31 protein-coding genes are annotated in these 26,644 nt (G+C 74.6%); 11 read left to right on the forward strand and 20 right to left on the reverse strand.

Annotated elements, in window-relative coordinates; all coding sequences use genetic code 11:
• Window positions 1–12 precede the first annotated feature (12 nt).
• Window positions 13–573 carry a TetR/AcrR family transcriptional regulator gene (locus EYB28_RS20540; RefSeq protein WP_166848920.1) on the forward strand — a complete coding sequence of 187 codons (561 nt, stop codon included), beginning with the start codon at window positions 13–15 and terminating at the stop codon, window positions 571–573.
• Window positions 574–594: 21 nt separating this feature from the next.
• Here EYB28_RS20540 and EYB28_RS13755 read toward each other — a convergent pair whose 3' ends face one another.
• From EYB28_RS13755 to EYB28_RS13775, 5 genes are all read right to left on the reverse strand, one after another.
• Window positions 595–1,563, reverse strand: coding sequence for a Ku protein (locus EYB28_RS13755; RefSeq protein WP_166848922.1), 969 nt, complete (start codon window positions 1,561–1,563; stop codon window positions 595–597).
• A gap of 14 nt (window positions 1,564–1,577) precedes the next feature.
• The gene (locus EYB28_RS13760) at window positions 1,578–1,799 is read right to left on the reverse strand and encodes an SCO4848 family membrane protein (protein WP_166848924.1); all 222 of its coding nucleotides are present in this window, start codon (window positions 1,797–1,799) and stop codon (window positions 1,578–1,580) included.
• The gene (locus EYB28_RS13765) at window positions 1,766–2,569 is read right to left on the reverse strand and encodes a GTP pyrophosphokinase family protein (RefSeq protein ID WP_240930563.1); all 804 of its coding nucleotides are present in this window, start codon (window positions 2,567–2,569) and stop codon (window positions 1,766–1,768) included. Before EYB28_RS13765 ends, EYB28_RS13760 begins: the two co-directional genes overlap by 34 nt.
• 61 nt (window positions 2,570–2,630) lie before the next feature.
• Window positions 2,631–3,302 carry a response regulator gene (locus EYB28_RS13770; protein WP_370459483.1) on the reverse strand — a complete coding sequence of 224 codons (672 nt, stop codon included), beginning with the start codon at window positions 3,300–3,302 and terminating at the stop codon, window positions 2,631–2,633.
• Window positions 3,299–4,438, reverse strand: coding sequence for a sensor histidine kinase (locus EYB28_RS13775; protein WP_166848926.1), 1,140 nt, complete (start codon window positions 4,436–4,438; stop codon window positions 3,299–3,301). Before EYB28_RS13775 ends, EYB28_RS13770 begins: the two co-directional genes overlap by 4 nt.
• Before the next feature lie 112 nt (window positions 4,439–4,550).
• Between EYB28_RS13775 and EYB28_RS13780 the strand changes: the two genes are divergently transcribed.
• Both EYB28_RS13780 and EYB28_RS13785 read left to right on the forward strand, forming a co-directional pair.
• On the forward strand, window positions 4,551–5,351 hold the full coding sequence (locus EYB28_RS13780) for an ABC transporter ATP-binding protein (RefSeq protein WP_166848928.1): 801 nt from the start codon (window positions 4,551–4,553) through the stop codon (window positions 5,349–5,351).
• Window positions 5,348–6,145, forward strand: a complete 798-nt coding sequence (locus EYB28_RS13785; RefSeq protein ID WP_166848930.1) for an ABC transporter permease — start codon at window positions 5,348–5,350, stop codon at window positions 6,143–6,145. Before EYB28_RS13780 ends, EYB28_RS13785 begins: the two co-directional genes overlap by 4 nt.
• Before the next feature lie 4 nt (window positions 6,146–6,149).
• Here EYB28_RS13785 and EYB28_RS13790 read toward each other — a convergent pair whose 3' ends face one another.
• Both EYB28_RS13790 and EYB28_RS13795 read right to left on the reverse strand, forming a co-directional pair.
• Window positions 6,150–6,422: a glutaredoxin domain-containing protein gene (locus tag EYB28_RS13790; protein ID WP_166848932.1), complete on the reverse strand. Its 273-nt coding sequence runs from the start codon at window positions 6,420–6,422 to the stop codon at window positions 6,150–6,152.
• Between the two features lie 54 nt (window positions 6,423–6,476).
• Window positions 6,477–7,256: an SDR family NAD(P)-dependent oxidoreductase gene (locus EYB28_RS13795; RefSeq protein WP_166848934.1), complete on the reverse strand. Its 780-nt coding sequence runs from the start codon at window positions 7,254–7,256 to the stop codon at window positions 6,477–6,479.
• A 93-nt stretch (window positions 7,257–7,349) separates the two neighbouring features.
• On the opposite strand from EYB28_RS13795, the gene EYB28_RS13800 reads away from it, so the two are divergent.
• Window positions 7,350–9,935 (forward strand): ATP-dependent DNA ligase, encoded by a 2,586-nt coding sequence (locus tag EYB28_RS13800; protein ID WP_370459484.1) that lies wholly within the window; start codon window positions 7,350–7,352, stop codon window positions 9,933–9,935.
• A gap of 22 nt (window positions 9,936–9,957) precedes the next feature.
• Here the strand turns inward: EYB28_RS13800 and EYB28_RS13805 are convergent, their stop codons facing one another.
• The 3 genes from EYB28_RS13805 to EYB28_RS13815 all read right to left on the reverse strand — a co-directional run bounded on the left by EYB28_RS13805 (window position 9,958) and on the right by EYB28_RS13815 (window position 12,222).
• Window positions 9,958–10,653: a class F sortase gene (locus tag EYB28_RS13805; protein WP_166848939.1), complete on the reverse strand. Its 696-nt coding sequence runs from the start codon at window positions 10,651–10,653 to the stop codon at window positions 9,958–9,960.
• Window positions 10,653–11,444 (reverse strand): hypothetical protein, encoded by a 792-nt coding sequence (locus EYB28_RS13810; protein ID WP_166848942.1) that lies wholly within the window; start codon window positions 11,442–11,444, stop codon window positions 10,653–10,655. Before EYB28_RS13810 ends, EYB28_RS13805 begins: the two co-directional genes overlap by 1 nt.
• A gap of 112 nt (window positions 11,445–11,556) precedes the next feature.
• Window positions 11,557–12,222, reverse strand: a complete 666-nt coding sequence (locus tag EYB28_RS13815; protein WP_166848945.1) for a GntR family transcriptional regulator — start codon at window positions 12,220–12,222, stop codon at window positions 11,557–11,559.
• A gap of 54 nt (window positions 12,223–12,276) precedes the next feature.
• On the opposite strand from EYB28_RS13815, the gene EYB28_RS13820 reads away from it, so the two are divergent.
• Window positions 12,277–13,488, forward strand: a complete 1,212-nt coding sequence (locus EYB28_RS13820) for an amidohydrolase (protein WP_166848948.1) — start codon at window positions 12,277–12,279, stop codon at window positions 13,486–13,488.
• A gap of 19 nt (window positions 13,489–13,507) precedes the next feature.
• Here the strand turns inward: EYB28_RS13820 and EYB28_RS20125 are convergent, their stop codons facing one another.
• The 3 genes from EYB28_RS20125 to EYB28_RS13835 all read right to left on the reverse strand — a co-directional run bounded on the left by EYB28_RS20125 (window position 13,508) and on the right by EYB28_RS13835 (window position 15,559).
• Window positions 13,508–14,323 carry a MerR family transcriptional regulator gene (locus EYB28_RS20125; protein ID WP_205710921.1) on the reverse strand — a complete coding sequence of 272 codons (816 nt, stop codon included), beginning with the start codon at window positions 14,321–14,323 and terminating at the stop codon, window positions 13,508–13,510.
• Complete coding sequence (locus EYB28_RS13830) at window positions 14,320–14,811, reverse strand: GyrI-like domain-containing protein (RefSeq protein ID WP_166848951.1); 492 nt, start codon at window positions 14,809–14,811, stop codon at window positions 14,320–14,322. The genes EYB28_RS20125 and EYB28_RS13830 overlap by 4 nt, the downstream gene beginning before the upstream one ends.
• Before the next feature lie 94 nt (window positions 14,812–14,905).
• A complete protein-coding gene (locus tag EYB28_RS13835) occupies window positions 14,906–15,559 on the reverse strand; it encodes a TetR/AcrR family transcriptional regulator (protein ID WP_166848954.1) in 654 nt (217 codons plus the stop codon).
• A 118-nt stretch (window positions 15,560–15,677) separates the two neighbouring features.
• On the opposite strand from EYB28_RS13835, the gene EYB28_RS13840 reads away from it, so the two are divergent.
• The 3 genes from EYB28_RS13840 to EYB28_RS13850 all read left to right on the forward strand — a co-directional run bounded on the left by EYB28_RS13840 (window position 15,678) and on the right by EYB28_RS13850 (window position 18,633).
• On the forward strand, window positions 15,678–16,304 hold the full coding sequence (locus EYB28_RS13840; protein WP_240930564.1) for a DUF981 family protein: 627 nt from the start codon (window positions 15,678–15,680) through the stop codon (window positions 16,302–16,304).
• Between the two features lie 152 nt (window positions 16,305–16,456).
• The gene (locus EYB28_RS13845; RefSeq protein WP_166848958.1) at window positions 16,457–17,380 is read left to right on the forward strand and encodes an NADP-dependent oxidoreductase; all 924 of its coding nucleotides are present in this window, start codon (window positions 16,457–16,459) and stop codon (window positions 17,378–17,380) included.
• 101 nt (window positions 17,381–17,481) lie between these two features.
• Window positions 17,482–18,633, forward strand: a complete 1,152-nt coding sequence (locus EYB28_RS13850) for an aminopeptidase P family protein (RefSeq protein ID WP_166848961.1) — start codon at window positions 17,482–17,484, stop codon at window positions 18,631–18,633.
• Window positions 18,634–18,635: 2 nt separating this feature from the next.
• Here the strand turns inward: EYB28_RS13850 and EYB28_RS13855 are convergent, their stop codons facing one another.
• From EYB28_RS13855 to EYB28_RS13870, 4 genes are all read right to left on the reverse strand, one after another.
• A complete protein-coding gene (locus tag EYB28_RS13855; protein WP_166848964.1) occupies window positions 18,636–19,427 on the reverse strand; it encodes an ABC transporter ATP-binding protein in 792 nt (263 codons plus the stop codon).
• 2 nt (window positions 19,428–19,429) lie between these two features.
• Window positions 19,430–20,380: an ABC transporter permease gene (locus EYB28_RS13860; protein WP_166848967.1), complete on the reverse strand. Its 951-nt coding sequence runs from the start codon at window positions 20,378–20,380 to the stop codon at window positions 19,430–19,432.
• Window positions 20,381–20,384: 4 nt separating this feature from the next.
• The gene (locus EYB28_RS13865) at window positions 20,385–21,377 is read right to left on the reverse strand and encodes an ABC transporter substrate-binding protein (RefSeq protein WP_166848970.1); all 993 of its coding nucleotides are present in this window, start codon (window positions 21,375–21,377) and stop codon (window positions 20,385–20,387) included.
• A gap of 73 nt (window positions 21,378–21,450) precedes the next feature.
• Window positions 21,451–22,314 carry a siderophore-interacting protein gene (locus tag EYB28_RS13870; RefSeq protein ID WP_166848972.1) on the reverse strand — a complete coding sequence of 288 codons (864 nt, stop codon included), beginning with the start codon at window positions 22,312–22,314 and terminating at the stop codon, window positions 21,451–21,453.
• 103 nt (window positions 22,315–22,417) lie between these two features.
• On the opposite strand from EYB28_RS13870, the gene EYB28_RS13875 reads away from it, so the two are divergent.
• From EYB28_RS13875 to EYB28_RS13885, 3 genes are read left to right on the forward strand one after another with little or no spacing between them, the layout of a single operon-like run.
• On the forward strand, window positions 22,418–23,248 hold the full coding sequence (locus EYB28_RS13875; protein WP_166848975.1) for a DUF2599 domain-containing protein: 831 nt from the start codon (window positions 22,418–22,420) through the stop codon (window positions 23,246–23,248).
• A gap of 30 nt (window positions 23,249–23,278) precedes the next feature.
• Window positions 23,279–23,620, forward strand: a complete 342-nt coding sequence (locus EYB28_RS13880) for a helix-turn-helix transcriptional regulator (RefSeq protein ID WP_166848977.1) — start codon at window positions 23,279–23,281, stop codon at window positions 23,618–23,620.
• An 11-nt stretch (window positions 23,621–23,631) separates the two neighbouring features.
• On the forward strand, window positions 23,632–24,147 hold the full coding sequence (locus EYB28_RS13885; protein ID WP_166848979.1) for an SRPBCC family protein: 516 nt from the start codon (window positions 23,632–23,634) through the stop codon (window positions 24,145–24,147).
• Window positions 24,148–24,216: 69 nt separating this feature from the next.
• Here EYB28_RS13885 and EYB28_RS13890 read toward each other — a convergent pair whose 3' ends face one another.
• From EYB28_RS13890 to EYB28_RS13900, 3 genes are all read right to left on the reverse strand, one after another.
• Complete coding sequence (locus tag EYB28_RS13890; RefSeq protein ID WP_166848981.1) at window positions 24,217–24,981, reverse strand: SDR family NAD(P)-dependent oxidoreductase; 765 nt, start codon at window positions 24,979–24,981, stop codon at window positions 24,217–24,219.
• Between the two features lie 177 nt (window positions 24,982–25,158).
• The gene (locus tag EYB28_RS13895) at window positions 25,159–26,175 is read right to left on the reverse strand and encodes an NAD-dependent epimerase/dehydratase family protein (RefSeq protein ID WP_166848984.1); all 1,017 of its coding nucleotides are present in this window, start codon (window positions 26,173–26,175) and stop codon (window positions 25,159–25,161) included.
• A gap of 64 nt (window positions 26,176–26,239) precedes the next feature.
• Complete coding sequence (locus tag EYB28_RS13900) at window positions 26,240–26,629, reverse strand: VOC family protein (protein ID WP_166848986.1); 390 nt, start codon at window positions 26,627–26,629, stop codon at window positions 26,240–26,242.
• Window positions 26,630–26,644: the final 15 nt, after the last annotated feature.

The following is a 26,644-nucleotide window of genomic DNA, read 5'->3' on the forward strand; positions in this document are numbered from 1 at the left end:
TAGGCTGTCGACATGCCTCCCGCCCCCGCGGCCCGCGCCAAGGTCCTGCACGCGTACGCCGAGCTCCTCGTGTCCTCGGGCGAGCGCTCCGCCACGCTCGACGCCGTCGCCGAGCTCGCCGGTGTCTCCAAGGGCGGCCTGCTCTACCACTTCCCCTCCAAGGAGGCGCTCGCCGAGGGCCTCATGGAGCACCTGCGCGAGCTCACCGCCGCCGACGTCGCCGCCATGCGGGCGGCTCCCGACGGCGCCGTGGACTACCTGCTGCGCACCTCGACCGTCGTCGACGGGGAGTTCGGGCTGACCTACCTCGCCATCACCCGGCTCGCGCAGGGCCCGTACCCGCAGGCACGCGCCGTGCTCGACGAGGCCCACCAGGCGTGGACCCTGGCCGTGCGCGACGAGATCGACGACCCCGTGCTGGCCCGCGCCGTCTTCCTCCTCGGCGAGGGTCTGTACTCCCTCGCCGCGGTGGGCGCCGGGACGCAGGACCCGACGGACATGGACGACCTGCTGGCGCTCGTCACCCAGGTCGCCGAGACGCGACGAGCCGCCCCCGCGCCGCGGCGCGGCTGAGAGCGCCCGTCCGCCGCAGGCTCAGCCCGTCTTCTTCTCCTCGCCCTTCTTGCGGGACGACGACCTGCCGGACGACGTCGTCGACTTGCCGGACCGTCCGGACGTCGTCGACGTCGAACCGGACTTGGAACCGGACTTCGAGCCGGACTTCGAGGACGACGATCTCGATCCCCGTGACGAGCCCTTGCCCTCGGTGCCGCCCCTGTCGCCCTTGGCGCCCTCGACGCTGCGGCGCAGCGCGTCCATGAGGTCGATGACCTCCGCCTCGGACGACTCGGGCTGCTCGCCGAACGTGTCGGCGGTGTCGACCGTGTCCCCCTCGGCGAGCTTGGCGTCGATGAGCTGGCGCAGCTGCACCTGGTACTCGTCCTCGTACTCCTCCGGGGAGAAGTCCGCCTCGTAGCTCGACACGAGCTGCGCGGACATCGCCAGCTCCCGGTCCGAGACCGTCGTGGAGCCGTCGAGGGAGCCGAACTCGGCGGCGCGCACCTCGTCGGCCCACAGCAACGTCTGCAGCACCAGCACCTCGTCGCGCACCCGCAGGGCCGCGAGCCGGGTGCGCTGACGCAGCGCGAACTTCACGACGGCGGTGCGGTCGGTCTCCTCGAGCGTGCGGCGCAGCAGCACGTACGCCTTGGGGCTGTCGGACGCGGGCTCGAGGTAGTAGGTGCGGTCGTACATGATCGGGTCGATCTGGTCGCTCGGGACGAACTCGACCACCTCGATCTCCCGGTTCGTCTCCGCCGGCAGCGAGCGCAGGTCGTCGCGGGTCAGCACCACGGTGCGCTCGCCGTCGTGGTACGCGCGGTCGATGTGCTCGTACGGCACCTCGTCGCCGTCGAGCTCGCACACGCGCCGGTAGCGGATGCGCCCGCCGTCCGCGTCGTGCACCTGGTGCAGGGGCACGTCGTGGTCCTCGGTGGCGCTGTACACCTTGACCGGGACGTTGACGAGGCCGAACGTCACGGCACCCTTCCAGATCGCCCTCATCGCTCCATCGTGACTCAACCCACGAGTCCGAGCACCCCCACGACGCCCACGAGGACCGCGAGCACCACCGAGACGCCGACCAGCACGGCGTGCACGGTGTAGAAGCGCGTCGGCCGGCCGGCGTCGTCGCGCGCACGCGGGTCCTTGGTCACGCGGCGCCAGAACTGCGGCCAGACGACCAGGTTCCAGACGGCGGCGACGATCAGGACGAGGGACCAGAGGATTCCGAGCTCCACGTGTCCGAGTATCGCGCACCGTCGACCGTGCCCGGGACCAGCGCCTCGGCGACGGCACCGAGCCCCTGCACCGCGGCGTACCGGCCGTCGGCGGCCGAGCGGGCGGGGTCGTCGAGGGCGTGCACCTCGTCGTGGATCCGCTCCATCGACGTGTCGAGCGACCAGGCGACGTCGGCCGCGAGCTTGAGGGAGTCCACGAGGTGGCGCGGCACGTCCTTGTCGTACTTGTAGTAGATCTTGTGCTCGAGGCTCGCCCAGAAGTCCATCGCGATCGTCCGCAGCTGGATCTCGACCACGACGTCCTCGCTGCGGTCCGACAGGAACACGGGCACGCGCACGATGAGGTGCAGGCTCTTGTAGCCGTTGGGCTTGGGGGTGGCGATGTAGTCGCGCTCCTCGAGGATCTCCAGGTCGCGCTGGCGCAGGATCATCTCGCGCACCCGGTAGATGTCGGAGACGAACCCGCACGTCACGCGGACGCCCGCGAGGTCGCACATCTGCTCGCGGATGGCGTCGGCGGTCAGCGGGATCCGCTTGCGCTCCGCCTTGGCGAGGATCGACGCCGGCGTCTTGAGCCGCGAGCTGATGTGCTCGATCGGGTTGTGCTCCTGGTCGAAGTAGAGCTCGTCACGCAGGATCGAGACCTTCGTCATGACCTCGTCGACGCCGAACTTGGCCAGCAGCATCACGTGCCGCATGTCGTCGGGCAGGTCCCGCGGGACGGCGACGGACGGCCCGTCGCCGGGTCGCGCGGTGGCGCGTGCGTTCACACCGGCGAACCTACGAACGCAACCTGAACGGATCCTGAGTGCGGCTCCGGGGGCGGGTGCCTCACGACAGCAGGCCGTGGTGCAGGGCGCGCAGCACGGCGCGCGTACGGTCGCGGGTGTCGAGCTTCAGCAGCACCTGGGACACGTGGTTCTTCACGGTCCCCTCCGCGAGGTGCAGCAGCCCGGCGATCTCCCGGTTTGAGCAGCCCTGGGCCACGAGTCGCAGCACCTCGGTCTCCCGTGCGGTGAGCTCCTGGACGAACGCCTCGTCGTCGGGCAGGGCGCCGCCCGCGCGGACGGCACGCAGCAGGCGGGCGGTGACGGCCGGCTGGACGTACGTGCCCCCGGCGGCCAGGGTGCGCACGGCGGCGGCCAGCTGCTCCACGGTGACGTCCTTGAGCAGGTAGCCCGCCGCTCCCGCGCGCAGGGCACGGAGCACGAGCTCGTCGTCGTCGAACGTCGTCAGGACGAGCACCGGGACGGGGCAGCCGCGCTCCCGGAGCTCCTCGAGCGCCCACAGCCCGTCACGGCCGGGCATGCGCAGGTCGAGCAGCACGACGTCGGGGACGTGCGCGACGACCTCCTCCACGCCCGCCTCCCCGTCGTCCGCCTCGGCGACCACCTCGAGGCCGCCGGCGATCTCGAGCAGGCTCCGGATGCCCTCGCGCACCAGCGTCTGGTCGTCGACGAGCACCACCCGCAGCACGCCGCCCTCGCCCGGCCCGCCCGTCACGACGCCGCCCGCCGCGGCAACGTCGCCTCGAGCCGGAACCCCGCCCGCCCGTCGTACCGGACCCGGCCGCCGAGGGCGTCGAGCCGTTCCGTGATGCCGCGCAGGCCGTGGCCCGGTCGCACCTCACCGGGTGCGTGCCCGTCGTCGTGGGCGACCAGCACCAGCTCGCCGTCGGCCGCGGTGACGGCGAGGCGGAGCACCCTCGCCCCTTGCGCGTGCCGGACGGAGTTCGTGACCGCCTCCTGCGCGACCCGCACCAGCGCGGCCGTCTGCTCCTCGTCCGCGGCGACGTCGTCGTCGACCGCGACCTCCACGCGCGGCTGCGGCACGGCGGCCGCGACGGCGTCGAGCGCCTCGCGCAGGTCCGGCGCACGGCGGCGCAGCTCCCCCACCGTGGCGCGGACGTCGCCGAGCAGCTCGCGCGCGACGCCGCGCGCCCGGGCCACGTGCTCCCGGCCGTCCTCGCCGGCGCGGTGCGTGGCGGACTCGAGCTCGAGCGTGAGCACGGTGAGCTGGTGGCCGATCAGGTCGTGGAGCTCGCGGGCGATGCGCAGGCGTTCCGACGCGCGGCTCGCCTCGTCGCGCAGCACCGCCGCCGCGGCGAGCTCGGCGTGGGCGACGGTCAGCTCGGTGCGCATCCGCTGCTCGCGCTGCAGGGCCGCGCTCACGAACGCCGAGCCCACCTGGAGCAGCAGGTACAGGCCGGTGCCGAACAGCACCTCCCACGGGACGACCTCGTCGCCCCGCTGCCCGGCCGCCACGACCTGGCTCGCCGCGAGGACCAGGGAGTTCGCCAGGACCACCAGTCCCGTCACCCACCAGGCCACGACGTACGTGCTCGCCGCCGCGCCGAAGACGAGCAGGATGGGCAGCCACCCCGCCCCCGGCACGCCGACCACGAGCACCGCCGCGAGCGCCGTCTGCGCCGCGATCCCCGCGACCGCACGGCCGCTGCCGCGCGGCTGCTGCACGGCGACGACGGTGACGACGACGTAGGCCAGTGCGGCGAGCACCCACACCGCGACGGGGACGAGGAACACCTGCGGTTCGACGACGACCGGCACGAGCGCCAGCACCGCCACGCACACGACGAGCACGCTCATCCCGGCCATCGTCTCGGCTCCCGGTCGTCGCACGTCACCACGGTATGGCACCCTCCGCACACCCGACCCGTGCCGGAGGTCATGGCTGCGGGTCGTGACGTCCGGCACGCGCGCCGGGCCGGCCCGCGTTCCTAGCGTCGAGGACATGACGGCGATCAGCGTGACCCACCTGCACAAGGCCTACCGGCGCCGGCGGCGCACGACGGTGGCGGTCGACGACGTGAGCCTCACCGTGGACGAGGGCGAGATCGTCGGGCTGCTCGGCCGCAACGGAGCCGGGAAGTCCACGACGGTCGAGACGGTCGCGGGCCTGCGCACGCCCGACCGCGGCGAGGTACGCGTCCTCGGGCTGGACCCGAGGGCGGACCGCGCCCGAGTGCGCGGGGTCCTGGGCGTCCAGCTGCAGGAGCCGCGCCTGCACGACGCACTGACGGTGCGCGAGCTCGTGCGGCTGCACCGCAGCTTCCACCGCGCGGGCCGGGACCCCGACGAGCTCATCGACGCCGTCGGCCTCACCGACGCGCGCGACACCCGCGTCGAGAAGCTGTCGGGCGGGCAGCAGCAGCGCACCTCGGTCGCAGCGGCGCTCGTCGGCGACCCACGGGTCGTGATCCTGGACGAGCTGACCTCCGGGCTCGACCCGGAGGCGCGCCACGGCATGCTCTCGATGGTCCAGGGGATCCGCGCCGCCGGGGTCACCGTCCTGCTCGTCAGCCACCACATGGACGAGGTGGAGCGGCTCTGCGACCGCGCCGTCGTGCTCGACGCCGGCCGCGTGGTGGCGTCCGGGTCGCCCGCCGGCCTCGTGGCCGAGGCGGGACTGCCGCGCGACGGCCGCCTGGAGGACGCCTATCTCGTCCTCACGGGCGCCGCGACGGGCGCGACCTCCCGAGGGCAACGCCGGCACCCGTCCGCGGCCGCACACGCCCCGGAGGCCACCCGATGACGACGGGCACCACCACGACGACCGACATGCCGGCTCCCGCCCGTCCACCCGCGCGCGCCTGGGGCGCCATGGTCGCCGCCGAGGCGCGGATGGTCGCGCGGGACACGGGCGGGCTCGTCGTCCCGCTGGGCATGCCCGTGCTGATCCTCGTGATGAACGGCGTCGCGTTCGACACCGGCCAGGTCGTCCCCGGGACCGGGGGCGCCACGGCGTTCAGCCTGTACGTGCTGCCGCTCACGCTGACGCTCGTCGTCGCGACCGTCGGGGTGATCAACATGCCGAGCTTCCTAGCCGCGTACCGGCGCACCGGGATCCTGCGGCGCCTCGGGGTCACCCCCGCGTCCCCCGCCATGGTGCTGGTCGCCCAGGCGCTGGTCGGGGTCGTGCAGATCGCCCTCGGCATCGCCGTGGCGTGCGTGGTCGCCGCGCTGGCGTTCGACGCGACGGCGCCCGCGTCGCCTTGGCTCGCGGTCGGGGTGCTGGCACTCACCGTCGCGGCGATGTACGGCGTGGGGATGCTCGTGGCGGCGGTGGCGCCGACGCCGCAGTCAGCGGTCGCGCTCGGGCTCGTCGCGTTCTTCGCGATCGCGGCCGTGGGCGGGATGTTCGGTCCTCGCGAGAACCTGCCCGACGTGCTCGCCCAGGTCGGTGGCTACCTGCCCTTCGGGGCGGCGGTCGACGGCCTGGGCGCCGCTTGGGCAGGCGTCGCCGTGCCGGCGTCGTCGTGGCTGGGACTCAGCCTCGCGACGGTCGTACCGGGTGCGCTGGCCGCCTGGCTGTTCCGCTGGGAGTAGTGGCTCAGAGGCCGACGGCGTCGAGCTTGGCCGTCAGCTCCGCGTCGGTCGGCTCCACGAAGAACTCGCCGTCGGGGAAGACGACGACCGGGATGTTCTTGCGCCCGCTGATCGCCTCGGCGTCGTCGGCACGCGTCGGGTCGGCCACCAGGTCCACGTTCACGTACTCCGTGCCGCGCGCGTCCAGCACACGCTTGGCGCGGCGGCAGTCGCCGCACCACGTGGCCCCGTACATCGTGAGGGTGGTCGGCCGCTTGATGTCCTCGGTCGTCGTCATGGCCGCCACCATACCCCCGGGGGGTGAGTGCTCCGTCCGCGGACCGGGGGCCGCTCAGTGCACGGAGAAGCCGCCGTCCACGCAGATCGACTGCCCGGTCACGTACGCCGACGCGTCGCTCGCCAGGAAGACCGCGGCCCCGGCGAAGTCCTCCGGGCGGCCGTTGCGGCCGGTCAGCGTGCGGGCGGCGAGCGCCTCCACCCGTGCCGGGTCGGACGACAGCCGGGTGTTCAACGGCGTGGGGACGAAGCCGGGCACCAGGGTGTTCGACGTCACCCCGCGGGACGACCACGCCTCGGCCTGGGAGCGCGCCAGCGACTCCAGCCCGCCCTTGGACACGCCGTAGGCGCCCGACGTGGCGAAGGCCCGGTGCGCCTGCTGCGACGACACGTGCACGATCCGGCCGAAGCCGCGCGCGGCCATGCCCGGCCCGAACCGTTGCCCCAGCAGGAACGGCGCCTCCAGGTTCACGGCCATCGTGGCGTCCCAGGTCGCCTCGTCGAGCTCGTCCAGCGGCGGGCGCAGGTTGATCCCCGCGGAGCTCACCAGGACGTCGGGCTCGCCGAAGGGCGCCGCCGCCTTCTCCGCCCCCGCGCGGACGCCGTCGCGCGACGACAGGTCCGCGCTCGCCCAGGCCGCCGTGCAGCCGTCGGCGGTCAGCTCGTCCACCGTCGCGGCGAGCTCGCTCTCGCGGCGCGCCACCACGACGACGCGCGCGCCTGCCCGGGCGAGTGCACCAGCGATCGCCCGGCCGATGCCGGAGCTGCCGCCGGTGACGACGGCCACACGGCCGTCCAGCGCGAACAGGTCGGTCAGGTACGTTGCGGCGCTCATGGCGGTGACCCTACGACGCGCGGGCATCGGCGCGCCCTCGTGAGCCCGGTGTCCAGGCGCGCGCCCGCGCGCCCGAGCACCCGCCGCGGGACGATGGAACGTATGGCACGCTCCCGGTCGAGTCCGCCGCAGATCGTCGACGTCGACGGGCGACGCCTGCAGCTGACCAACCTCGACAAGGTGCTGTACCCCGCCACCGGCACCACCAAGGGCGAGGTGCTGCACTACCTGGCGCAGGTCGCGCACGCCCTGCTCCCCCACGCCGCGCACCGGCCCGCCACCCGCAAGCGGTGGCCGGACGGCGTCGCCGGGCAGTCGTTCTTCCAGAAGAACCTCGACGCCTCCACCCCGTCGTGGGTGCCGCGCCACACCATCGCCCACAAGCACTCCACCAACGACTACGTGCTGGTCAACGACCTGGCGACGCTCACGTGGCTCGGGCAGACGGCGACGCTGGAGATCCACGTGCCGCAGTGGCGGTTCGGGCGGACCGGCACACCGCTGCCGCCGGACCGCCTGGTGCTGGACCTCGACCCGGGGCCGGGGGCCGGGCTGCCCGAGTGCGCCGAGGTCGCCCGGCTCGCGCGGGACGTGCTCGTGGGTATGGGCCTCGATCCGCTGCCGGTGACCAGCGGCTCCAAGGGGATCCACCTGTACGCGCCGCTGACCCGCCCCCACGACGACCTCACCTCCGAGGCCGTCACGGCGGTCGCCAAGGAGCTGGCCCGCCACCTCGAGTCGGAGCACCCCGACCTGGTGGTCTCGGACATGAAGCGCTCGCTGCGCGCGGGCAAGGTGCTGGTGGACTGGTCGCAGAACAACGGGAACAAGACGACGATCACGCCGTACTCGCTGCGCGGCCGGGACCACCCGACGGTCGCCGCGCCGCGCACGTGGGCCGAGCTCGACGACCCGGGCCTGCGCCACCTCGACCACACCGAGGTGCTGGAGCGGCTGGAGCGCGACGGCGACCTGCTGGCGCCCCTGCTCGCCGGGCACCTCGACCGGCTGGAGCCGACGCCGGAGCGCCTGGCCACGTTCGAGCGGGCACCCGGACGGACGCCGTCGGACCGGCTGGAGACCTACCGAGCCAAGCGCGACCCCGAGCGGACCCCCGAGCCCTTCGGCCCCGGCTCCCCCGCCGGCGACGACGACGCCCCGACGTTCGTCATCCAGGAGCACCACGCGCGCCGGCTGCACTGGGACTTCCGCCTGGAGCACGAGGGCGTGCTGGTGAGCTGGGCGCTGCCCAAGGGCGAGCCGGACGACCCCGCGCAGAACCATCTCGCGGTGCAGACGGAGGACCACCCGCTGGAGTACGGGTCGTTCGAGGGCACCATCCCGGCGGGCGAGTACGGCGGCGGCGAGGTGACCATCTGGGACGCCGGCACCTACGACCTGGAGAAGTGGCGCGACGGCGCGGAGGTCATCGTCACCCTGCACAGCGAGCGGCGCGGGTCGCGCCGCCTCGCGCTGATCCACACCGGAGGTCGCGGGGCGGGCGGCGGCGAGAGCTCGTGGCTCATCCACCGCACGAAGGCCCAGCCCGGCGACGACGAGCACCCCGCACCCGAGACGACGCCGGCGCCGGACACCCCGTCGTCGGCACGGCGTGCGCCGTCGGCACCGGCTGCGCGGGCGACGGCGGGCGGCCGTCGCCGCGACGACCCGCGCCCGATGCTCGCGACCACCGCCGCGCCGGGCGAGCTCGCGCGCCTGGACCCGGACGCGTGGGCGTTCGAGGTCAAGTGGGACGGCTTCCGCGCCCTGGCGGAGGTGACGACGGACGGCGACGGCGGGACGCCGCGGGTGCGGCTCACGTCCCGCTCCGGCCAGGACCTCACGCCGACGTTCCCCGAGCTGGCGGCGCTGGGAGAGATGGTCGACGCCGCCGACCTGCCGCTGGTGCTCGACGGCGAGGTGGTCGCGCTCGACGCCCAGGGCCGGCCGGAGTTCCGGCGGCTGCAGCAGCGCGCCAACCTCACCCGGCCGCGCGACGTGGAGAACGCGCGCCGCCGTGTCGGGGTCGACCTCGTCCTCTTCGACGTGCTGCGGGTCGCCGGGGACGACGTCACCGACCGCCCCTACACCGAGCGCCGCGAGACGCTCGGGCGCACGGTGGCGGCCCGGCGCCCGGTGCACGTGCCGCCGGCCATCGAGGGCGACCTGGGCACGGCCCTGGAGGCGTCGCGACGCCTGCGCCTGGAGGGCGTGGTCGCCAAGCGCCGCGACGCCCCGTACCGTGCGGGCCGGCGGTCACGGGACTGGCTCAAGGTGAAGCACGCCCGCACCCAGGAGGTGGTCGTCGTGGGATGGCGGCCGCTGCACGCCGGCACCGGGCGCGAGGACGCCCGGGTCGCGGGGTCGCTGCTCCTCGCCGTCCCGGACGGCGACGGGACGCTGCGCTACGTCGGCAAGGTCGGCACCGGGTTCCGGGAGGCGGAGCGCCGGGACGTCGTCGCGGCGCTCACGCCGGTGGACTCCGCGCCGCTCGACGGCGTCCCGCGGTCCGAGGCCGTCCACGCCCGGTGGACGGCCCCGGACCGCGTGGCCGAGGTCTCCTACGGCGACTGGACGGCCGACGCGGGCGACGACGGCACCGACGAGCCGCGCCTGCGGCACGCCGTCTGGCGGGGCTGGCGGGCCGACAAGTCGCCCGCTGACGTGGTGGTCGAGTGACCCGGCGGCCGCGCGACGCCGCTCAGGCGAGTCGGGCGAACACGACCGTGTTGTCCACGTAGTGCCCCCACTCGGGGTCCCACTCGCCGCCGCAGGTGATGAGCCGCAGCTCCGGGCCGTCGGTGTTGGCGTAGACCTCCCGGGTGGGGAACTCCTTCTTGGAGTACTGCTCGACCCGCTCGACGACGAACGTCGCCGTCGAGCCGTCCTCCCGGTCGACGTGGACCCGCTGCCCCGCCTCCAGCTCGGACAACCGGTAGAAGACCGACGGCCCGTTCGGGCTGTCGACGTGTCCCTCGATCACCGCCGGCCCGTCCGCCCCGGGGCGCGGCGAGCCGTCGAACCAGGCGGCGCTGTCGATGTCCTCGCCGGCGGGCACCTCGATCGTGCCGTCGTCGTTCAGGCCGAGGTGCAGCAGCCCGGAGTCCACGCCGATGGCCGGGATCCGCACGCGCCCGGGCTGCGCGACCCGGGTGGCAGGGTCGGCGGGCGGAGTGCCGTCCTGCGGCCCGGACGGCTGTGCGGACGGCTGTGAGGACGGCTGCGACGACGTCGAGGGGTCGACCGCCGGCCCAGGGACCGCACCGACGTCCGCACCGCTCCGGTCCGGGACCGTGACCGGTGCCGGTTCCTGCGTGCCGAGCCCGACGGCGACCGCCGTCCCGCCGCCGAGCACCAGCCCGGCGGACAGGACGGCGGCCACGCGCCGGCGTCGCATCAGGAGTCCTGCGCGGCGGTGCGACGACGGCGGGCGAGCAGACCGGCGCCGAGGCCGGCCCCGGCGAGCAGGGCGACGCCGCCGCCGGCGAGCAGGCCCGGGTTCTCGATCCCGGCGGTCGTGCCGGTGCCGGTCTGGACGCCGCCGGCGGGCATCTCGTCCATCTGCGAGGCGCTCAGGACGCCGCACAGGGCCGGGTCGGTGGCCTCGGCGGGCAGCGACTCGTCGAGGTCCGACTTCGTGTCGCCGTCGTAGGCGCCGCTGCCGTCGTAGTCGACGCCGTGCACGACCAGGGCGACGTCGCCGGCGCTGACCGCGTCGGCCACGTCCTGGGACACCTCGATCTCACCGCGCTGGTAGTCGATGCTCCCGCCCTCGGCCGCGTCGAAGCGGTCCACGGCGAGCGCCGAGTCGGCCGACGTGTCGCCCTCGGTCGTCAGCGACACCTGGACGGAACCGTAGGACGGCACGCCCTCGGAGGTGGTGATGGTGCCGGAACCGTCGGCGTCGTCGGCCTCGGTCGGGCACTGGTTCTTCGCGTCCGCACCGAAGTGCAGGTGCGCGGCGTGCGGGCTGCCGGCGAGCAGGCCCGAGGCGGCGAACTCGACCGTGAGGGTGGTGCCGTCCACCCACACCATCGCGTCGCCGCCGCCGTCGACGCCGTTGAGCGGGACCGGCGCGAGGTCGCCCGAGGTGGTGCCGTCGGCGGCGGCCGCGGAGCCGGTCACGGCCAGCAGGCCGGCCAGGGACAGGGCGGGCGCGACGAGCGCTGCACGGGTACGTGCCTTCATGATCGTTCCCTTCGTCGTCAGATCACGACACTCGCGATCTGACCGGGGTTCGGAGCACGCGCGCCGGCGGATGGGTCGGATCCCGTGCGGGCCCCGTCCGACGGTCCGGGAGTCAGCCCCGCGTCGCCGACGCGGCCGCCCGGCTGGTGCGCAGGTGCGCGCGCGCCAGCCGGGTCGCACGCTCCTCGTCGCCGCCCCGCACGGCGTCCAGGAGGTCGCGGTGCTCTTCCGCCATGGCGACGAGGTCGGTGTGCCGGCCGAGCAGCCAGCGCACCCGGCTGGCGATGACGGCGTGCACCTCGGCGAGCACCGGGTTGCCGGCGGCGTCGAGCACGCGCTCGTGGAAGTCGGCGGCCGCCCTCCGGGCGTCGGCGCCGTCGCCGCGGCGGGCCGCCTCGTCCTCGCGCCGCCAGCACTCGTCGAGCGCGGCGAGCTGATCCGCGGACCGGCGGGCGGCCGCGAGCGCGAAGAGCAGCGGCTCGGTCGCGTCGCGCACCTCCTGCAGGTGCGCGACGTCGTCGGGGGTGAACTCGCGCACCACCGCCCAGCTCCGCGGGCGCGGGGTGACGAGGCCCTCGGCGACGAGGACGCGCAGCGCGTCCCGCACGGGGATGCGGCTCACGCCGAGCTCCGCGGCGAGGTCGCGCTCGACGAGCCGGCTCCCGGGCTCGCGGGTGCCGTCGACGATCTCCTCGCGCACCACGCGGGCGACGCGGGCCGACTCGGGCTCGAAGGCCGTCGCCGGCACCGGGGCGCCGCGGGCTGACGACGTGCTCATGACCGCCATCCTGCCAGGACTCCACCTCGCAGAAATGGGATACCATCTCGGCCCATGAGCGACGCCGCCCTCCCCTCCGTCTTGTCCGACGTGCGCCCCTGGGGCGGCGAGCGGTGCGACCTGCACCTCGCCGACGGTGTGATCACCGCCGTCGTGCCGCACGACCCCGCCGCGGTGCCCGACGCCCCCACCGCCGGCGTCCTCGACGGCCGAGGCCTGCTCGCGCTGCCCGGCCTGGTCAACGCCCACGCCCACGTGGACAAGTCCTGGTGGGGCAAGCCGTGGGTCAGCTACGGCGGCGAGGGCGGCACGCAGGGACGCATCGCGCACGAGCGGGCGCACCGCGACGAGCTCGGCATCCCGGGCGTCGAGGTCACGCTCGCCGTGCTCCGTCAGTCGGTGCGCACCGGCACGACGGCGGTGCGCACGCACGTCGACGTCGACCTGGGCCTGGGGCTGCGCGGCATCGAGGTGGTGCGCGAGGCCGTCGCCGCGCTCGACGGCGCCGTGCACGCCGAGATCGTCGCGTTCCCGCAGGACGGCGTGCTGCGCCGGCCGGGAGTGCTCGGCCTGCTGGAGGAGGCCGCCGCGGCGGGCGCGGAGCACGTCGGCGGGCTCGACCCGGCGTCGATCGACCGCGACCCCGTGGGCCAGCTCGACGGGCTGTTCGCGATCGCGGAGAAGCACGGCGCCGGGATCGACGTGCACCTGCACGACGGCGGCGAGCTGGGCGCGTTCCAGATCGAGCTGATGATCGACCGCACCGTGCGCGCGGGGCTGCAGGGCAGGGTCAACGTGGCGCACGGCTTCGCCGTCGGCCAGCTCCCCGCCTCCCGGCAGACCGACCTCGTCGCCGCGATGGGCGAGGCCGGGATCACCATGACGACGGTGGCCCCGATCGGCGCCGCTCCCCTGCCGGTGCACGCGCTGCGCGACGCCGGCGTGGCCGTCGGCCTCGGCACCGACGGCATCCGCGACCTGTGGTCGCCGTACGGCACGGGCGACCTGCTGGCGCTGACGACCCAGCTCGCCCGGCTGTCCGGCTTCCGGCACGACGCGGAGCTGGTGACCGCGGCACGGGTCGCGACGGCGGACGCCGCGCACTTCGTGGGCCGGCCCGTGCACGACCTCGTGGCCGGCGCGCCGGCCGACGTCGTGCTCGTCGACGCCGAGAACGTGCCCGACGCCGTGGTGCGTGCCCCGCGGCGCGAGCTCGTGCTCGCCGCGGGCCGCGTCGTCGCGCGCGAGGGCGAGGCGCTCGTCTGACCGCGGAGGCCCGGCCCGCTCAGCCCGCGGGCCCGTCCCCCTCGTAGCGCTGCGCGACCTGGCAGCGGAAGGGGTCGCCGTCGAGGTACAGCTCGCGGGGCGCGCCGGACGGCCGCCGTCCCGGGCCCGCGGCGGCCCGGCGCACCGCGTCGAACGAGCGCAGGATCGTGGGGAACTGCACCTCGGCGTACGGGACGTCGACGTACAGCTCCGTCCCGGCGGGCTCGACGCCGTCGGCGGCGTCGGCACTCTCGGCACCATGCCCGACCGGGACCTGCACCTCGACCGGCCCGTCCGACTCCCAGCTCACCTCGCCGTGGTACACCACGACCAGCGGCTGCGACCGGTCGGTCGCGGCCCCCGCGCGCTGGGCGAGGGCGGCCGCGACCCGCTCGACGTGCCCGGGCAGGTCGGCGGCGGTCGTGCGGACCGTGCCGGCGACGAACGCCCGGGCGGGCACGTCCCGGGCCCGGACCGGGGGCCCCTCGTCCGTGGCGGCGGGCGGCCCGTCGGCGAGACCGTCGAGCAGCGCCACCGCGCGGTCGTGCGCACGGATCATCTCCGTCCGGTAGGCGGCGACGAGCCCCCGCCGTTCCCCCTCGGAAGCGTCGAGGATCGCACCGATGCGCTCGAGCGGCATGCCCACCCGGCGCAGCAGCGCGATCGTGCGGGCGCGCTCCGCCTGCGACGGCCGGTAGTACCGGTAGCCGGTGTACGCGTCGACCACGTCCGGCAGGAGCAGCCCGCGCCGCTCGTACAGGCGCAGGGCCTTGGGCGACAGCCACGTGACACGGCTGAACTCCCCGATGGACAGCCGGTCGTCGGTCGCGCTCACCTCAGCAAGTATGCGACCTCGACCTCCCACCTGCTGCGATCCGGCTCCGACTGCGGGTCGGTGAGGAACTGCTCCGTCCGCGCCGCCCAGTGGATCCCGTCGGCCCGCTCGTCGACCGCGAGCTCCAGCCCCTGCACGCCCGCCCAGTCCCACATCTCCCGGTGCGTGCGCGCGAGGACGTCGGGGCCGCCCTCGGGACGCGCGACCAGGTAGCGCCCGGCCGGCAGCGCGCCGGTGGCGAAGCCGTCGCCGAGATCGAGCCGATCGGCCACGGGGACCGCCACCGTGAGGTCCATCGGGTCGGCGGCGGTCCGCAGCCGGTGGTACTGATAGATCGGCCCGCCCTGCGGAACCGCTCCCGCTGCGGCCAGCGCACCGTAGACCCGCGGGACGTGCGCGTTCACGCGGTCCCAGTGCGCGAGCTCGCCCGTGGTCGACACGCCCACCCAGGGCCGCTCGGGCCGCTGCTCGACCGTGAATACCGTCATCGTCGTCCTCCCTCAGCACCGTCCCCGTCCGCGTGTCGGACGGGTCGCTCCCTACCCGACCGTCTCCCCCTGGGGCAAGGTCAAGCGCTCCCCGTCAGCGCCATCGTTCGAGCAGCCGGGCCACGGTGGCCGCGGCCCGGTCGAGCACCCGTGCGGAACCCGCGGACGCCGCCGTGAGCAGCGCCGCGTCCACCAGGTGGGCCAGCAGGTCGACGTCGTCCGGCTCCGCCGGCGCGCACCCGGACGCCTCCAGCACCGTCCGGACCGCGGCGAGCAGGCGGGGCCGCGAACGCCGCATGATCGGCTGCAGCGCCGGGTCGCGCATCGCGGTCGTCATCGGGTCGAGCCGCCGGGTCACCACCGTGTCGTCGACGTGCGGTGCGTAGAGGACCTCGATGAGCAGCCGCGCCACCGTCAGCGCCGAGCGGTGGCGGTGCGCGAGCGCACCCGCACGCTCCGTCGCTGCCGTGGCACGGACGTCCTCGGCCGCCTCGACGGCCGCGGCCACGAGCGCGGCGCTGCTGGGGAAGTAGTACGACGCCGAGCCCTGCGGCAGCCCCGCCGCCTCGGCGACGCGACGGTGCGTGACCGCGGCGAAGCCGTCGTCGATGAGGAGGGCGGCGGCGGCCTCCACCATGCGGCGCTGCTTGTCGGCACCACGTCCCTGGACCATCCGTCGGCGGCGCGGCCCGTCCTTCGCGGCCCCGGCGGGCCCGTGGCGCCCGGGGTCGGGCTCGGTCAGGGTCACGGCACCCATCGTATGCGGCGCCGTCCCCGCCGCCGCGGGGGAATTATTCATACTGCCGTATGGTTTAAAGGACTGACAGGACGCCGACGGCGTCACGACACCGAGGAGATGACCGACCATGCCCACGGAAGGGCTCGTGATCGACTGGGCACAGATGCCCACCTACAACACCGTGATGTCCGTCGCCGTGGGCGCCGGACTGATCCTGCTGGTCTGGCTGGGGCGAGAGCTGCTGCGCTCCCCGCGGACCGTCGTCGTCGAGGGCTGGTCCCTCGCGTTCGGCGTGCTCGGGCTGATCCTCACGGCGACCGGCCTGCACATGACGCTCACCTGGCCGCTCGCGGCCGGAGGCTTCCCGTTCGACAACATCGTCTTCGGTGAGACCAGCCTCGCGTTCGGCGTCCTGCTGCTCGCCGCCGCGTTCTACCTGTGGACCCGCGGCAAGGACGCGCTGGCCCGCGAGGACGCCACCGACCACCTGCGCGCCGTCGCCCGCCCGGTCTCGGTGTTCGTGCTCGGCATGGGGCTCGGCCTGATCGCCATCGCGTTCGCGGGCGTCACCTACCAGCTGTTCGCCGCCCCGCCCGAGGAGCCCATCTCCGGCGCCTTCGCCGCGTACCCGCTGGTCGAGGCGATCTTCATGTCCGGGCTCATCGCCCTCGTCGGCGTGGGCGCGGTCCTGTTCCCGCTCGCCCTGCGCGACCGCGCCGCCCGGGGCCTGCGCGCCGTCATCGGCTGGGCCTAGGGGCTGGCCGGCGCCGCGTTCCTGCTCTTCGGGGCGATGAACTTCTTCACCCACATCGGGCTCATCGTCAACACGATGGGCTGACGCCCACGTCACACCGGTCGGGGCCGGTTCCCGGGAAGCAGCGGGGCCCCGCCCTGGTTGACCCAGGCATGCGAGCGATCACCTACAGCCGGTACGGCAGCGCCGACGTCCTCGAGCTCACCGAGCAGCCCGACCCCCACCCCGGCGCCGACGTCGTCGTGGTGCGCGTCAAGGCCGCCTCCGTGAACCCGGTGGACTGGAAGGTCCGGCAGGGCTACCTCGACGGCGTGCTGGAGACGCAGTTCCCCGTGGTCCCGGGCTGGGACGTGGCGGGCGTCGTGGAGCGGGTCGGCCTGGACACCCCCGAGTACGCCGTGGGCGACGAGGTGTACGGCTACGTGCGCAAGGACTGGGTGCACGGCGGCACGTTCGCGGAGCTCGTGGCCGCCCCGGTGCGCACCCTGGCCCGCAAGCCGGCGTCGCTGAGCTTCACCGAGGCCGCGGCCGTCCCCCTGACCGGGCTGACGGCATACCAGTCGATCCGGCGCGCCGGGGTGCGCGCGGGGCAGACGGTGCTCGTGCACGCGGCCGCCGGCGGCGTCGGCACGTTCGCCGTGCAGATCGCCCGCTCGCTCGGCGCCCGCGTCGTCGGGACGGCGAGCGAGGGCAACCACGACTTCCTGCGCTCCCTCGGCGCCGAGCCCGTCACCTACGGCGAGGGCCTGGCCGACCGCGTGCGCGCGGTCGCGCCGGACGGCGTCGACGTCGCGCTGGACTACGTGGGCGGCGACGCCGTCGACGTCAGCGCGGCGGTGCTGGCCGACGGCGGCACGATCGCCTCCATCGCGGACCCGCGCGCCCGCGACGAGCGCGGCGGCCAGTACGTGTGGGTGCGCCCGTCCACGACCGACCTGGAGGCCCTCGGCGCGCTGATCGACGACGGCCAGGTCGCCGTCGAGGTCGCGCAGGTCTTCGACCTCGCCGACGCCGCCGAGGCGCACCGGGCCAGCGAGACGGGGCACGTCCGCGGCAAGATCGTCGTGCGGGTCTGAGCCGCCCAGGTCGGCAGTCCGTCCCCGGGTCGGCAGACATCCGTGCCGACCCGGGGACGGACTGCCGACCCGACGGGCGGCCCCGGTGGCAGGCTGGGCACATGACGCCCTTCGACGCCGCCGTGTACGCCGACCGCCGCCGCCGGGCCGCCGCGCAGGCCGCGGCGGCGGGCCTCGACGGGATCCTCGTCACTCCCGGCCCCGACCTGCGGTACTTCCTCGGCTACACCCCGGCCGCGGACACCGAGCGCCTGACGATGCTGGCGATCCCCGCCGCGGCGGACGGCGCGGGCGACCCCGTGGCGGTCGTGCCGCGGCTCGAGGAGCACGACATGCACCTCGGCGCCGTCGGCGGCATCGAGACCCTCGCCTGGTCCGACGGCGAGGACGAGCACGCCGTGGCCGGGCGGCTGCTCCGACCGGAGGGACGCTACGCCGTCAGCGACGCCGCCTGGGCCCTGCACGTCCTCGGCCTGCAGCGGGCGCTGCCCGCGTCGTCGTACGCGGCCGTCACCACCGTGCTGCCCCTGCTGCGCGCCGTGAAGTCGCCCGAGGAGGTCGCCCGCCTCGCCGCCGCCGGGGCGGGCGCGGACGCCGTCTTCGACGAGATCGTGCCCCGGCCGTTCACCGGCCGCCGGGAGCGCGACGTCGCCGCGGACCTCGACGCTCTGCTGCGCGAGCACGGGCACGAGCAGGTGGACTTCACCCTCGTGTGCGCGGGCGAGCACGGCGCCGACCCGCACCACGAGCCGGGCGACCGCGTGATCCGCTCCGGCGACATGGTCGTCATGGACTTCGGCGGGCTGGCGGACGGCTACGGCTCCGACACCACCCGCACCGTGCACGTCGGTCCGCTCACCGACCGCGAGCAGCACGTGCACGACGTCGTGCGCGCCGCGCAGCAGGCGGGCGTCGACGCGGTCCGGCCAAGCGCCACCTGCCAGGACGTGGACCGCGCCGCCCGGGCCGTCATCGAGGACGCCGGGTTCGGCGAGCACTTCGTGCACCGCACCGGGCACGGCATCGGCCTGACGACGCACGAGCCGCCGTACATGGTCTCCGGCGAGGAGACCCCGGTCGAGGCGGGCATGTGCTTCTCCGTCGAGCCCGGGATCTACTTGCCCGGCGAGCTCGGCGTACGGATCGAGGACATCGTCGTCGCCTTCCCGAGCGGCGTACCCGGACTGGCCGACGCGCCGGGAGCGGCGATGCGGCTCAACACCTCCCCGCACGAGGTCGTCGTCGTGGAGTGACCTCAGCCGAGCATCGCACGGTCGTCGAAGCTCGCGCCCTTCACCTTGCCGAACTCGGCCATCAGCGCCTCGACGGTGAGCTTGCGCTTGGCGGCGTCGTCGGCCTCGAACACGATGCGCCCCTCGTGCATCATGATCAGCCGGTTGCCCAGCGCGATCGCCTGCTGCATGTTGTGCGTCACCATGAGCGTCGTGAGACCACCCTGGGCGACGATGCTGCCCGTGAGCGACGTGACGAGCGCGGCGCGCTGCGGGTCGAGGGCCGCCGTGTGCTCGTCGAGCAGCAGGATGCGGGGCCGCGTGAAGCCGGCCATCAGCAGCGAGAGCGCCTGACGCTGCCCGCCTGACAGCAGACCGACCTTGGCCTTCAGCCGGTCCTCCAGCCCGAGCTCGAGGGAGCGGAGCTCCTCCACGAACCGCTCGCGCCGCTTCTTCGTCACGCCCCGGCCCAGCCCGCGACGCTCGCCGCGCAGCAGGGCGAGCGACAGGTTCTGCTCGATCGTGAGGTCGGGCGCCGTGCCCGCCATCGGATCCTGGAACACCCGGCCCACGTACCGCGCCCGGCGGTGCTCCGGGAGGCGGTTCACGGTCGTGCCGTCGATGTCGATGCGCCCCGTGTCGACGCCGATGCGGCCGGCGATCGCGTTCAGCAGGGTGGACTTGCCCGCGCCGTTCGACCCGATCACCGTCACGAAGTCGCCCTCGTCGAGCCGCAGGTCGAGGTCGGTCAGGGCCCGGCGCTCGTTCACGGAGCCCGGGAAGAACGTCTTGCCGACGCCGTCGATCGTGAGCATCCTCAGGCCTCCTTCTGGGCGGGGGCCGGCGCGTCCTCGGCCACCGGGGCCGCGGCACGACCGTTGGCCCGGCCGCCGCGCAGGTCGCGCCACGACGGGACCCGCTTGAGCGGCCCCCACCGCGGCAGCAGCAGCGCGGCGACGACGAGCGCCGCCGTGACGGCCTTCATGTCGTTCGGGTTCAGCCCGACCTGGAGCGCGACGTAGATGATGATCCGGTAGAGGACCGCGCCGAGCACCACGGCGAGGCTGGCCATGAAGATGACCCGCTGGCCGAGCACCGCCTGGCCGAGGATCACGGAGGCCAGCCCGACGAGGATCAGGCCGATGCCCATGCTGATGTCGGCGAACCCCTGGTACTGCGCGACGAGCGCGCCGCACAGCCCGACCAGGCCGTTCGAGAGCGCGAGCGTGAGGATCGTCGTGAAGTCGGTGTCGACGCCCAGGCTCTTGATCATCTGCTTGTTGTTCCCCGTGGCCTGGATCGCCAGACCCAGGTCGGTGGCCAGGAACCAGTCGACGAGCAGCTTGAGCACGAGCACGCCGCCGAGGAAGGCGAGCGCGCCGAGCCAGGTGCCGCCCAGCAGGTCCGCGTCGCGCAGCGGCGTCATCAGGGTGTCCTCGCGCAGCAGCGGCACGTTCGCGCCGCCCATGATGCGCAGGTTCACCGACCACAGGGCGATCATCGTGAGGATGCCCGCGAGCAGCCCGTCGATGTGCCCCTTGGTGTGCAGCAGACCCGTGACGACGCCGGCGACCAGCCCCGCGCCGGCGCCCGCGAGCGTCGCCAGCACCGGGCTCTGCCCCGCCACGATCATCGACGCCGCCACCGCGGCGCCCGTCGTGAAGCTGCCGTCGACGGTGAGGTCGGGGAACCTCAGCACGCGGAACGTCAGGTAGACGCCCAGCGCCATGACCCCGTAGAGGAGCCCGAGCTCGACCGCTCCGATCATGAGGTCACTCGACGGTGCGGTCGGCGCGGTCCGTCACGGACGCGGGCAGCTCGACGCCCATGCGCTCCGCCGCGCCCGGGTTGACGATCAGCTCGACGTCGTTCGACGTCTCGACCGGCATCTCGGCGGGGTCCGCGCCGTCCTGCAGGATCTTCACGGCCATCTCGCCGGTCTGGTACCCGAGCTTCTCGTAGTCGATCCCGAGGGTGGCGATCGCGCCGCCCTCGACGGGGCCGGCGTCGCCGCTGACCACGGGGATCTGCTTCTGCTCGGCGACCTGGATCAGGGCGGCGATCCCGGAGACGACGGTGTTGTCGGTCGGCACGTAGATCGCGTCGACGTCCCCGAGCGACTGGGTCGCCTGCTGCACCTCGGCGGAGTTCGACACGGTGGCCTCGGAGATCGTCATCCCGAGACCCTCCGCGGCCTCCTTCGCGAGCTCGACCTGCACCTCGGAGTTCACCTCGCCCGAGCTGTAGACGATCCCGACGTTCTTGGCGTCCGGCGCGATCTCGGCGAGCAGCTCCAGCTGGTCCGCCACCGGGTTGAGGTCGCTCGTGCCCGTGACGTTCCCGCCGGGGCTGTCGTTCGAGTCCACCAGGCCGGCCGCCTCCGCGTCGGTGACGGCGGTGAACAGCACCGGGGTGTCGGTGATCGCCTGCGCGGCCGCCTGCGCCGCCGGCGTCGCGACCGTGAGCACCAGGTCGAGGTCGTCGTTCGCGAACGTCGTGGCGATGGTGTTGGTGTTCGGCACCTCGCCCTGCGCGTTCTGGTCGTCGTACTCGACCTCGACGCCCGCGTCGGCGAGGGCGTCCTTGAACCCCTGCGTCGCGGCGTCCAGCGCCGGGTGCTGCACGAACTGGAGCACGCCGACCGACGCCTGGTCGGCGCTTCCGCCGTCGTCGCCCGTCCCGCCGTCCGAGGAGCAGGCGGCAACGGCGAGCAGTGCGGCGACGCCGAGACCGGCGGCGAGGAGACGGGACCGAGGCTGTGACATGTGACGTCCTTGTGGCACGAGTCGAGCGGATGCGATCTGGGAATGCTACCGGTTCCCGGACCCTCGGCGGCCGTCAGCTCGGCGACGCCTTGCCGTGCCTCCAGTAGCCGACGAAGTCGACGTGCGCCTTGGGCCATCGCCGGTCGTTCACGAGGTGCCGGCGCACCCCCGCGGCGAGCGCCTGCTCGCCCGCCACGAGCGCGTAGCCGTCGCCGGCGGGCAGCCCGGCGTCGCGGACGACGGCGAGCGAGGCGCGGCCCGGGACCCCGCCGAGCGCGGGGTCCGCGGACGCCGCGCGGTCGCGCTCCACCCAGCGCAGGTCGACGCCGTCCGGCACGCGGAAGTCCTGCCGGTCGTCGGCGGTCGGCACCTCGACGACGGCGACCCCGCGGGCGTCGTCGGGCAGCGACTCGCAGATGCCGGCGACGGCGGGCAGGCCGCTCTCGTCGGCGACGAGCAGCGTCCACGCGCAGCCGGGGCGGGGCCGGTGGTATGCGCCCTGGTCGAGGATGCCGACCTGGTCCCCCGGCCGGGCCGTGAGGGCGAAGCCGGCGCCGGGGCCGGTCGGCGCGACCGTGCCGCCCGTGTCGTCCTCGTCGTGCCCGTGCAGCACGAAGTCCACGTCGATCTCCCGCAGCTCCGGCCGCGCGGCGCGGATCGTGTAGTTGCGCACGAGCGGGCGGCGGGACCGCGGGGTGGCCAGGTACTGGGCGTACCAGCCCAGGCTGGACGTGCGGGTCGGCAGGCGCAGCGTGTCCTGCCCGGCCCGCGGCAGGAAGAGCCGGAACCACTGGTCGTCGCCCACCAGCGTGAGGCGGTCGATGTCGTCGATGCCGAGGGTGACCCGCCGCAGGTGCGGGCCCACCTGCTTGGTGGTGACCACCTCGGCCACGAGGACGTGCGGGTCGACCGGCTTGCGAGGGGCGTAGGTGCTCACGCGACTAAGGTTAGGCGAACCTCACCTTTGAACGCCAGGCCTCTCGCGGACCAGGGCGCCGCACCCTCGCGCCCGCGGCGCCCTCGTGGCCGACACTGGGCACGTGCCCCACCGCCGCCCGCCACGCCCCGCACCGGTCCGCCCCGCGGGGGCGCTCGCGGTCGCCGCCCTCGCGCTCCTCGGCGCGTGCTCGTCGCCGGACGGGGCACCGGGCACGGACACGCCGACACCGGCAGAGCCGTCACGCACCGCCGCGACGTCGCCGGCACCGACGGTGACGCGGGTGCCGCTGACGGCCGGCGAGGTGACGCTCGAGGTGTCCGCCCCCGGCGCGAGCGACGCGCCGCGGGTGCACGCCTCCCCCGACCCCGCCACGTCCACCGCCACCCTGACCGTCGGACCGGCGGCGCTGGACGAGGACGACCCCGGGTGGGCGGGGCCGCCGCGGATCACCCTGACGTCGGCGGGGGCGCTTGCCGTGCACCGCGACGGCAGCGTGACGGTGCGTGACGGTGACCGGGCGCTCGGCGGGCTGGCCGCGCCGGACGGCGCACGGCTCGTCGCCGTCGACGACACCCACCTGGAGGTCCGCGCCGCCACGGACGTCGCGGACGGCGCCACGGCCCCGGGCGAGGTCACGGTCACGCTCGGCACCGACGGCGTCGCGAGCACCGCCTGGGGCGAGCGGGAGGGCGGCCGCTCGCTCGCCGTCGAGCCGACCGGCTGGGCGCGCGGCGCGGGCAAGGCCGGCACGGACGTCGTCTGGTCGGAGCTGGTCGGCGGCGACCCGGACGTCGACACGGCGACCATGCGCGACCAGCTGGAGTGCCACGCGATCGGTGCGCCCGACAAGGCGACGTGGAACCTCGAGCTGTGGCGGCCGGACGTCGGGCTCGTCGCGACGATGGCGGCCCGCTGCAACCCGACCCCTTGACGCATGCCGATATGGGTATATGTTTGATCCATGGCACGAGCAGCGACGACGACGGACGCGTTCAACGCGGTGGCCGAGCCCCGGCGCCGCGAGATCCTCGACGCCCTGGCGCAGGACGAACGCAGCGTCGGTGAGCTCGTCGAGCTGCTCCACGTCGCCCAGCCCGTCGTCTCCAAGCACCTGCGGGTGCTGCGGGAGGTCGGGCTGGTCGAGGTCCGCGACGACGGTCGTCGTCGCCTCTACCGCACCGACGCCCGGCCCCTGCGGGAGATCCACGCCTGGGTCGGCCGGTACGAACGGTTCTGGGAGGAGCGGTTCGAGCTCGTGGACGAGCTGCTCGCCGGCGGGCTCGACGAGCCACCCCACCGATGAGGAGAGTTCCCATGATCAGCAACACCCGGTCACCGCAGAAGGGCAGCGCGGTCGTGACGCTGCCGAACGACACCGACATCCAGGTCGTCCGCGAGTTCGCGGCGCCCGCCGCCGACGTGTGGCGTGTGTTCACCGAGCCCGAGCTCGTCGCCCGCTGGTGGGCGGGCCGGCAGGGCACCGTGACGAGCATCGACATCGACCTCCGCGTCGGCGGCGCCTACCGGTACGTCATGCAGGCGAACGAAGGGTTCGAGGTCGCGTTCCACGGCGAGTTCCGCGAGGTCGCCGCCCCGCACCGGCTGGTCCACACGGAGGTCTTCGAGGGCATGCCGGACGGGGAGTCGGCGGCGACCCTCAACACCTCGACGTTCACCGAGCACGACGGGCGCACGACCCTGACGCTCGTCACGAGCGCCCCGAGCAGGGAGGTCCGTGACGCGATGGTCGACTCCGGCATGGAGGCCGGCATGCAGGAAGGCTTCGACCTGGCGGACGAGGTCGCGGCGACCCTGGGCACCGCCGACTGACGCACCCGGGCGCGACGGCGCCCCCGCCCGGTGTCCGGGGCGGGGGCGCCGTCGGGCGTTCGCGGGCGGTCAGACGGCGGTGTACCCGCCGTCGATGAGCCAGTACGCGCCGGTGACGAACGAGGCGTCGTCCGACAGGAGGAACCGCACCACCCGGGCGACCTCCTCCGGCTCGCCCAGCCGGCCGAGCGGGTGCTTGCCCACGAGCGCCTCGCGCGCCTCGGCGGGCAGGCTCGACTCGACGAGCGGCGTCTTGATGTAGGCGGGGCCGACGGCGTTGATGCGCAGCCCCTGCGGGCCGTACTCGGCGGCCGCGTTCTTGGTGATGCCGACGACGCCGTGCTTGGCGGCGGTGTAGGCACCGTTGCCGAGCGCCGCGACCGTGCCGTGGATCGAGGCCATGTTGACGATGGCGCTCTCCCCCGCGCCCTGCTCGAGCATGGCCGGGATCTGGGCGCGCATCCCGTACAGGACGCCGTTGAGGTTGATCCCGATGACACGGTCCCAGTCGTCGAGGTCCGTCTCGCCGGCCGGAGCCTGCTTGCCGCCGATGCCGGCGTTGTTGACGGCGTAGTTCAGCCCGCCGAACGTCGCCTTCGCGAACTCGACCGCCTTGACGGAGTCCTCCTTGACCCCGGTGTCCTGCTGGAACGCCGCGGCCTCGCCGCCGGCGGCCGTGATCTCGTCGACCACCCGCTGCGCCGCGTCCAGACGGATGTCGGTGACGACGACCTTCGCCCCGTGCGCGGCCAGCTCCTTGCTGATCGCCTCACCGATTCCCGAGCCGCCGCCCGTCACGAGCGCCACCTTGCCGTCGAATCCACCGAACGCCATCTTCACTCCTTCGCACCTCGCCCCTGTCGGGCAGGAGGACGCGGGACGGAGTGTGACGCGGAGCGACGTGCCCGAGCGGCGGCGGACGGACCGCCCCGAGCCGTGCCGGCCGGGGCGCTGACCTCTCGACCGTAACGCCGCCACGGCCCGTCGGCGCGGGATCGTGACGAAAACCACTCACTCGGTCGGCTTTGGCCCGGAGTCGGCCGAGCCGCGCAGGTCGCGCAGCACCGCCGCCTCCTCGTCCGCGGTCAGTCCCGTGACGTCGGCGCCCGGGGTCGAGCGCAGCCACGCGAGCGTGTCGCGCGCCGTGTCCTCCACCGGCCGCGGCCGGAGCCCGGCGGCGAGCGCCGGCCCGGCGTCGTGCGCGGGCAGCCCGTCGTACTCGGGCCGGGGCAGCCACAGCGGCAGCGACCGCTCCCCCGCCCAGGGGCGGACGTCGGAGCCCTCGAGCTCGGCGCGCGACGCCCAGCGCCAGCGCGGCGCGGCGCCGCAACCGCGCGCGACGGCGTCGAGCACGTCCCCGACGGGGGTGATCGGGCCGACGCCGTCGAGCACGCCGCCCTCCCGACGCTCGGCGAGGTCCACGATCCAGGTGGCGAGGTCGCGCACGTCGACCAGCTGCACCGGGTCGGCCGGGTCCCCCGGGGCGAGCACGTCGGCCGTCCCGTCGTCGCGGACGCGCGCCATCCGCGACGGCCAGTACGTGAAGCGGCCGGACGGGTCCCCGGGCCCGGCGATCAGCCCGGGCCGGACGACGGCCGCGCCGGCCGCACCGTCGAGCACGATCCGCTCGCACGCCACCTTCATCGCGCCGTACGCCTCGGGCGTGCCGAGGGGGACGTCGTCCGGCTCGGGCTCGCGCAGGCGGCCGGCGCCGGGGCCGGCCGGGTCGGCGTCGTCGGCGTAGACGTTGATCGTGGAGACGAAGACCCAGTGCGCGTCGCCGAGGGCGGCGACAGCCTTGCGCACGTGCGACGGGGTGCGGGAGACGTCCACGACGGCGTCGAACCCGCCGGCCGCGAGCGCCTCCGGGAACGGCCCGTCGCGGTCGACGACGACGTGCCGCGCGCCGTCGGGCACCGGGCCGGAGCGGCCGCGGTTCGCCGCGACGACCTCGTGGCCGCGCGCCACCGCGTCCGCCGCGACGGCGTGGGACAGGAACACCGAACCACCGAGCACCAGGAGCCTCATGCGCTCACCCTGCCGTGCCGGCCGCGCCGGCCGCACGCGTTTCCGCCCCTGACAGAGGCGGCGATCAGGGACGGCGCCCCGCGAGCACGCAGAACTCGTTGCCCTCCGGGTCGGCGAGCACGACCCAGCTCTCCTCGCCGGTCTGGCCGACGTCGGCGCGGGTGGCCCCGAGGCCGAGCAGGCGGCGCACCTCGTCCGCTTGGTCGGCGTCGGCGGGGTTGACGTCGACGTGGAGCCGGTTCTTGACGGCCTTGGGCTCCGGCACGCGCGCGAACGTCAGCACCGGCGGCACGGGGCCGGGGCGGTCCTTGCCCTCGGGCACCTGCGGGGACCCGATCGTCACGACGTCGTCCTCGACGTCCTGCACCTCGTAGCCGAGGACGGCGCACCAGAACCGCGCCAGCGCGTCGGGGTCCGCGCAGTCGATCTCGATCTCCGTGAGCTTGCTGGTCATGGGTCCACCGTGACA

Source organism: Isoptericola sp. BMS4, assembly GCF_011634835.1.
Lineage (GTDB): Bacteria > Actinomycetota > Actinomycetes > Actinomycetales > Cellulomonadaceae > Isoptericola.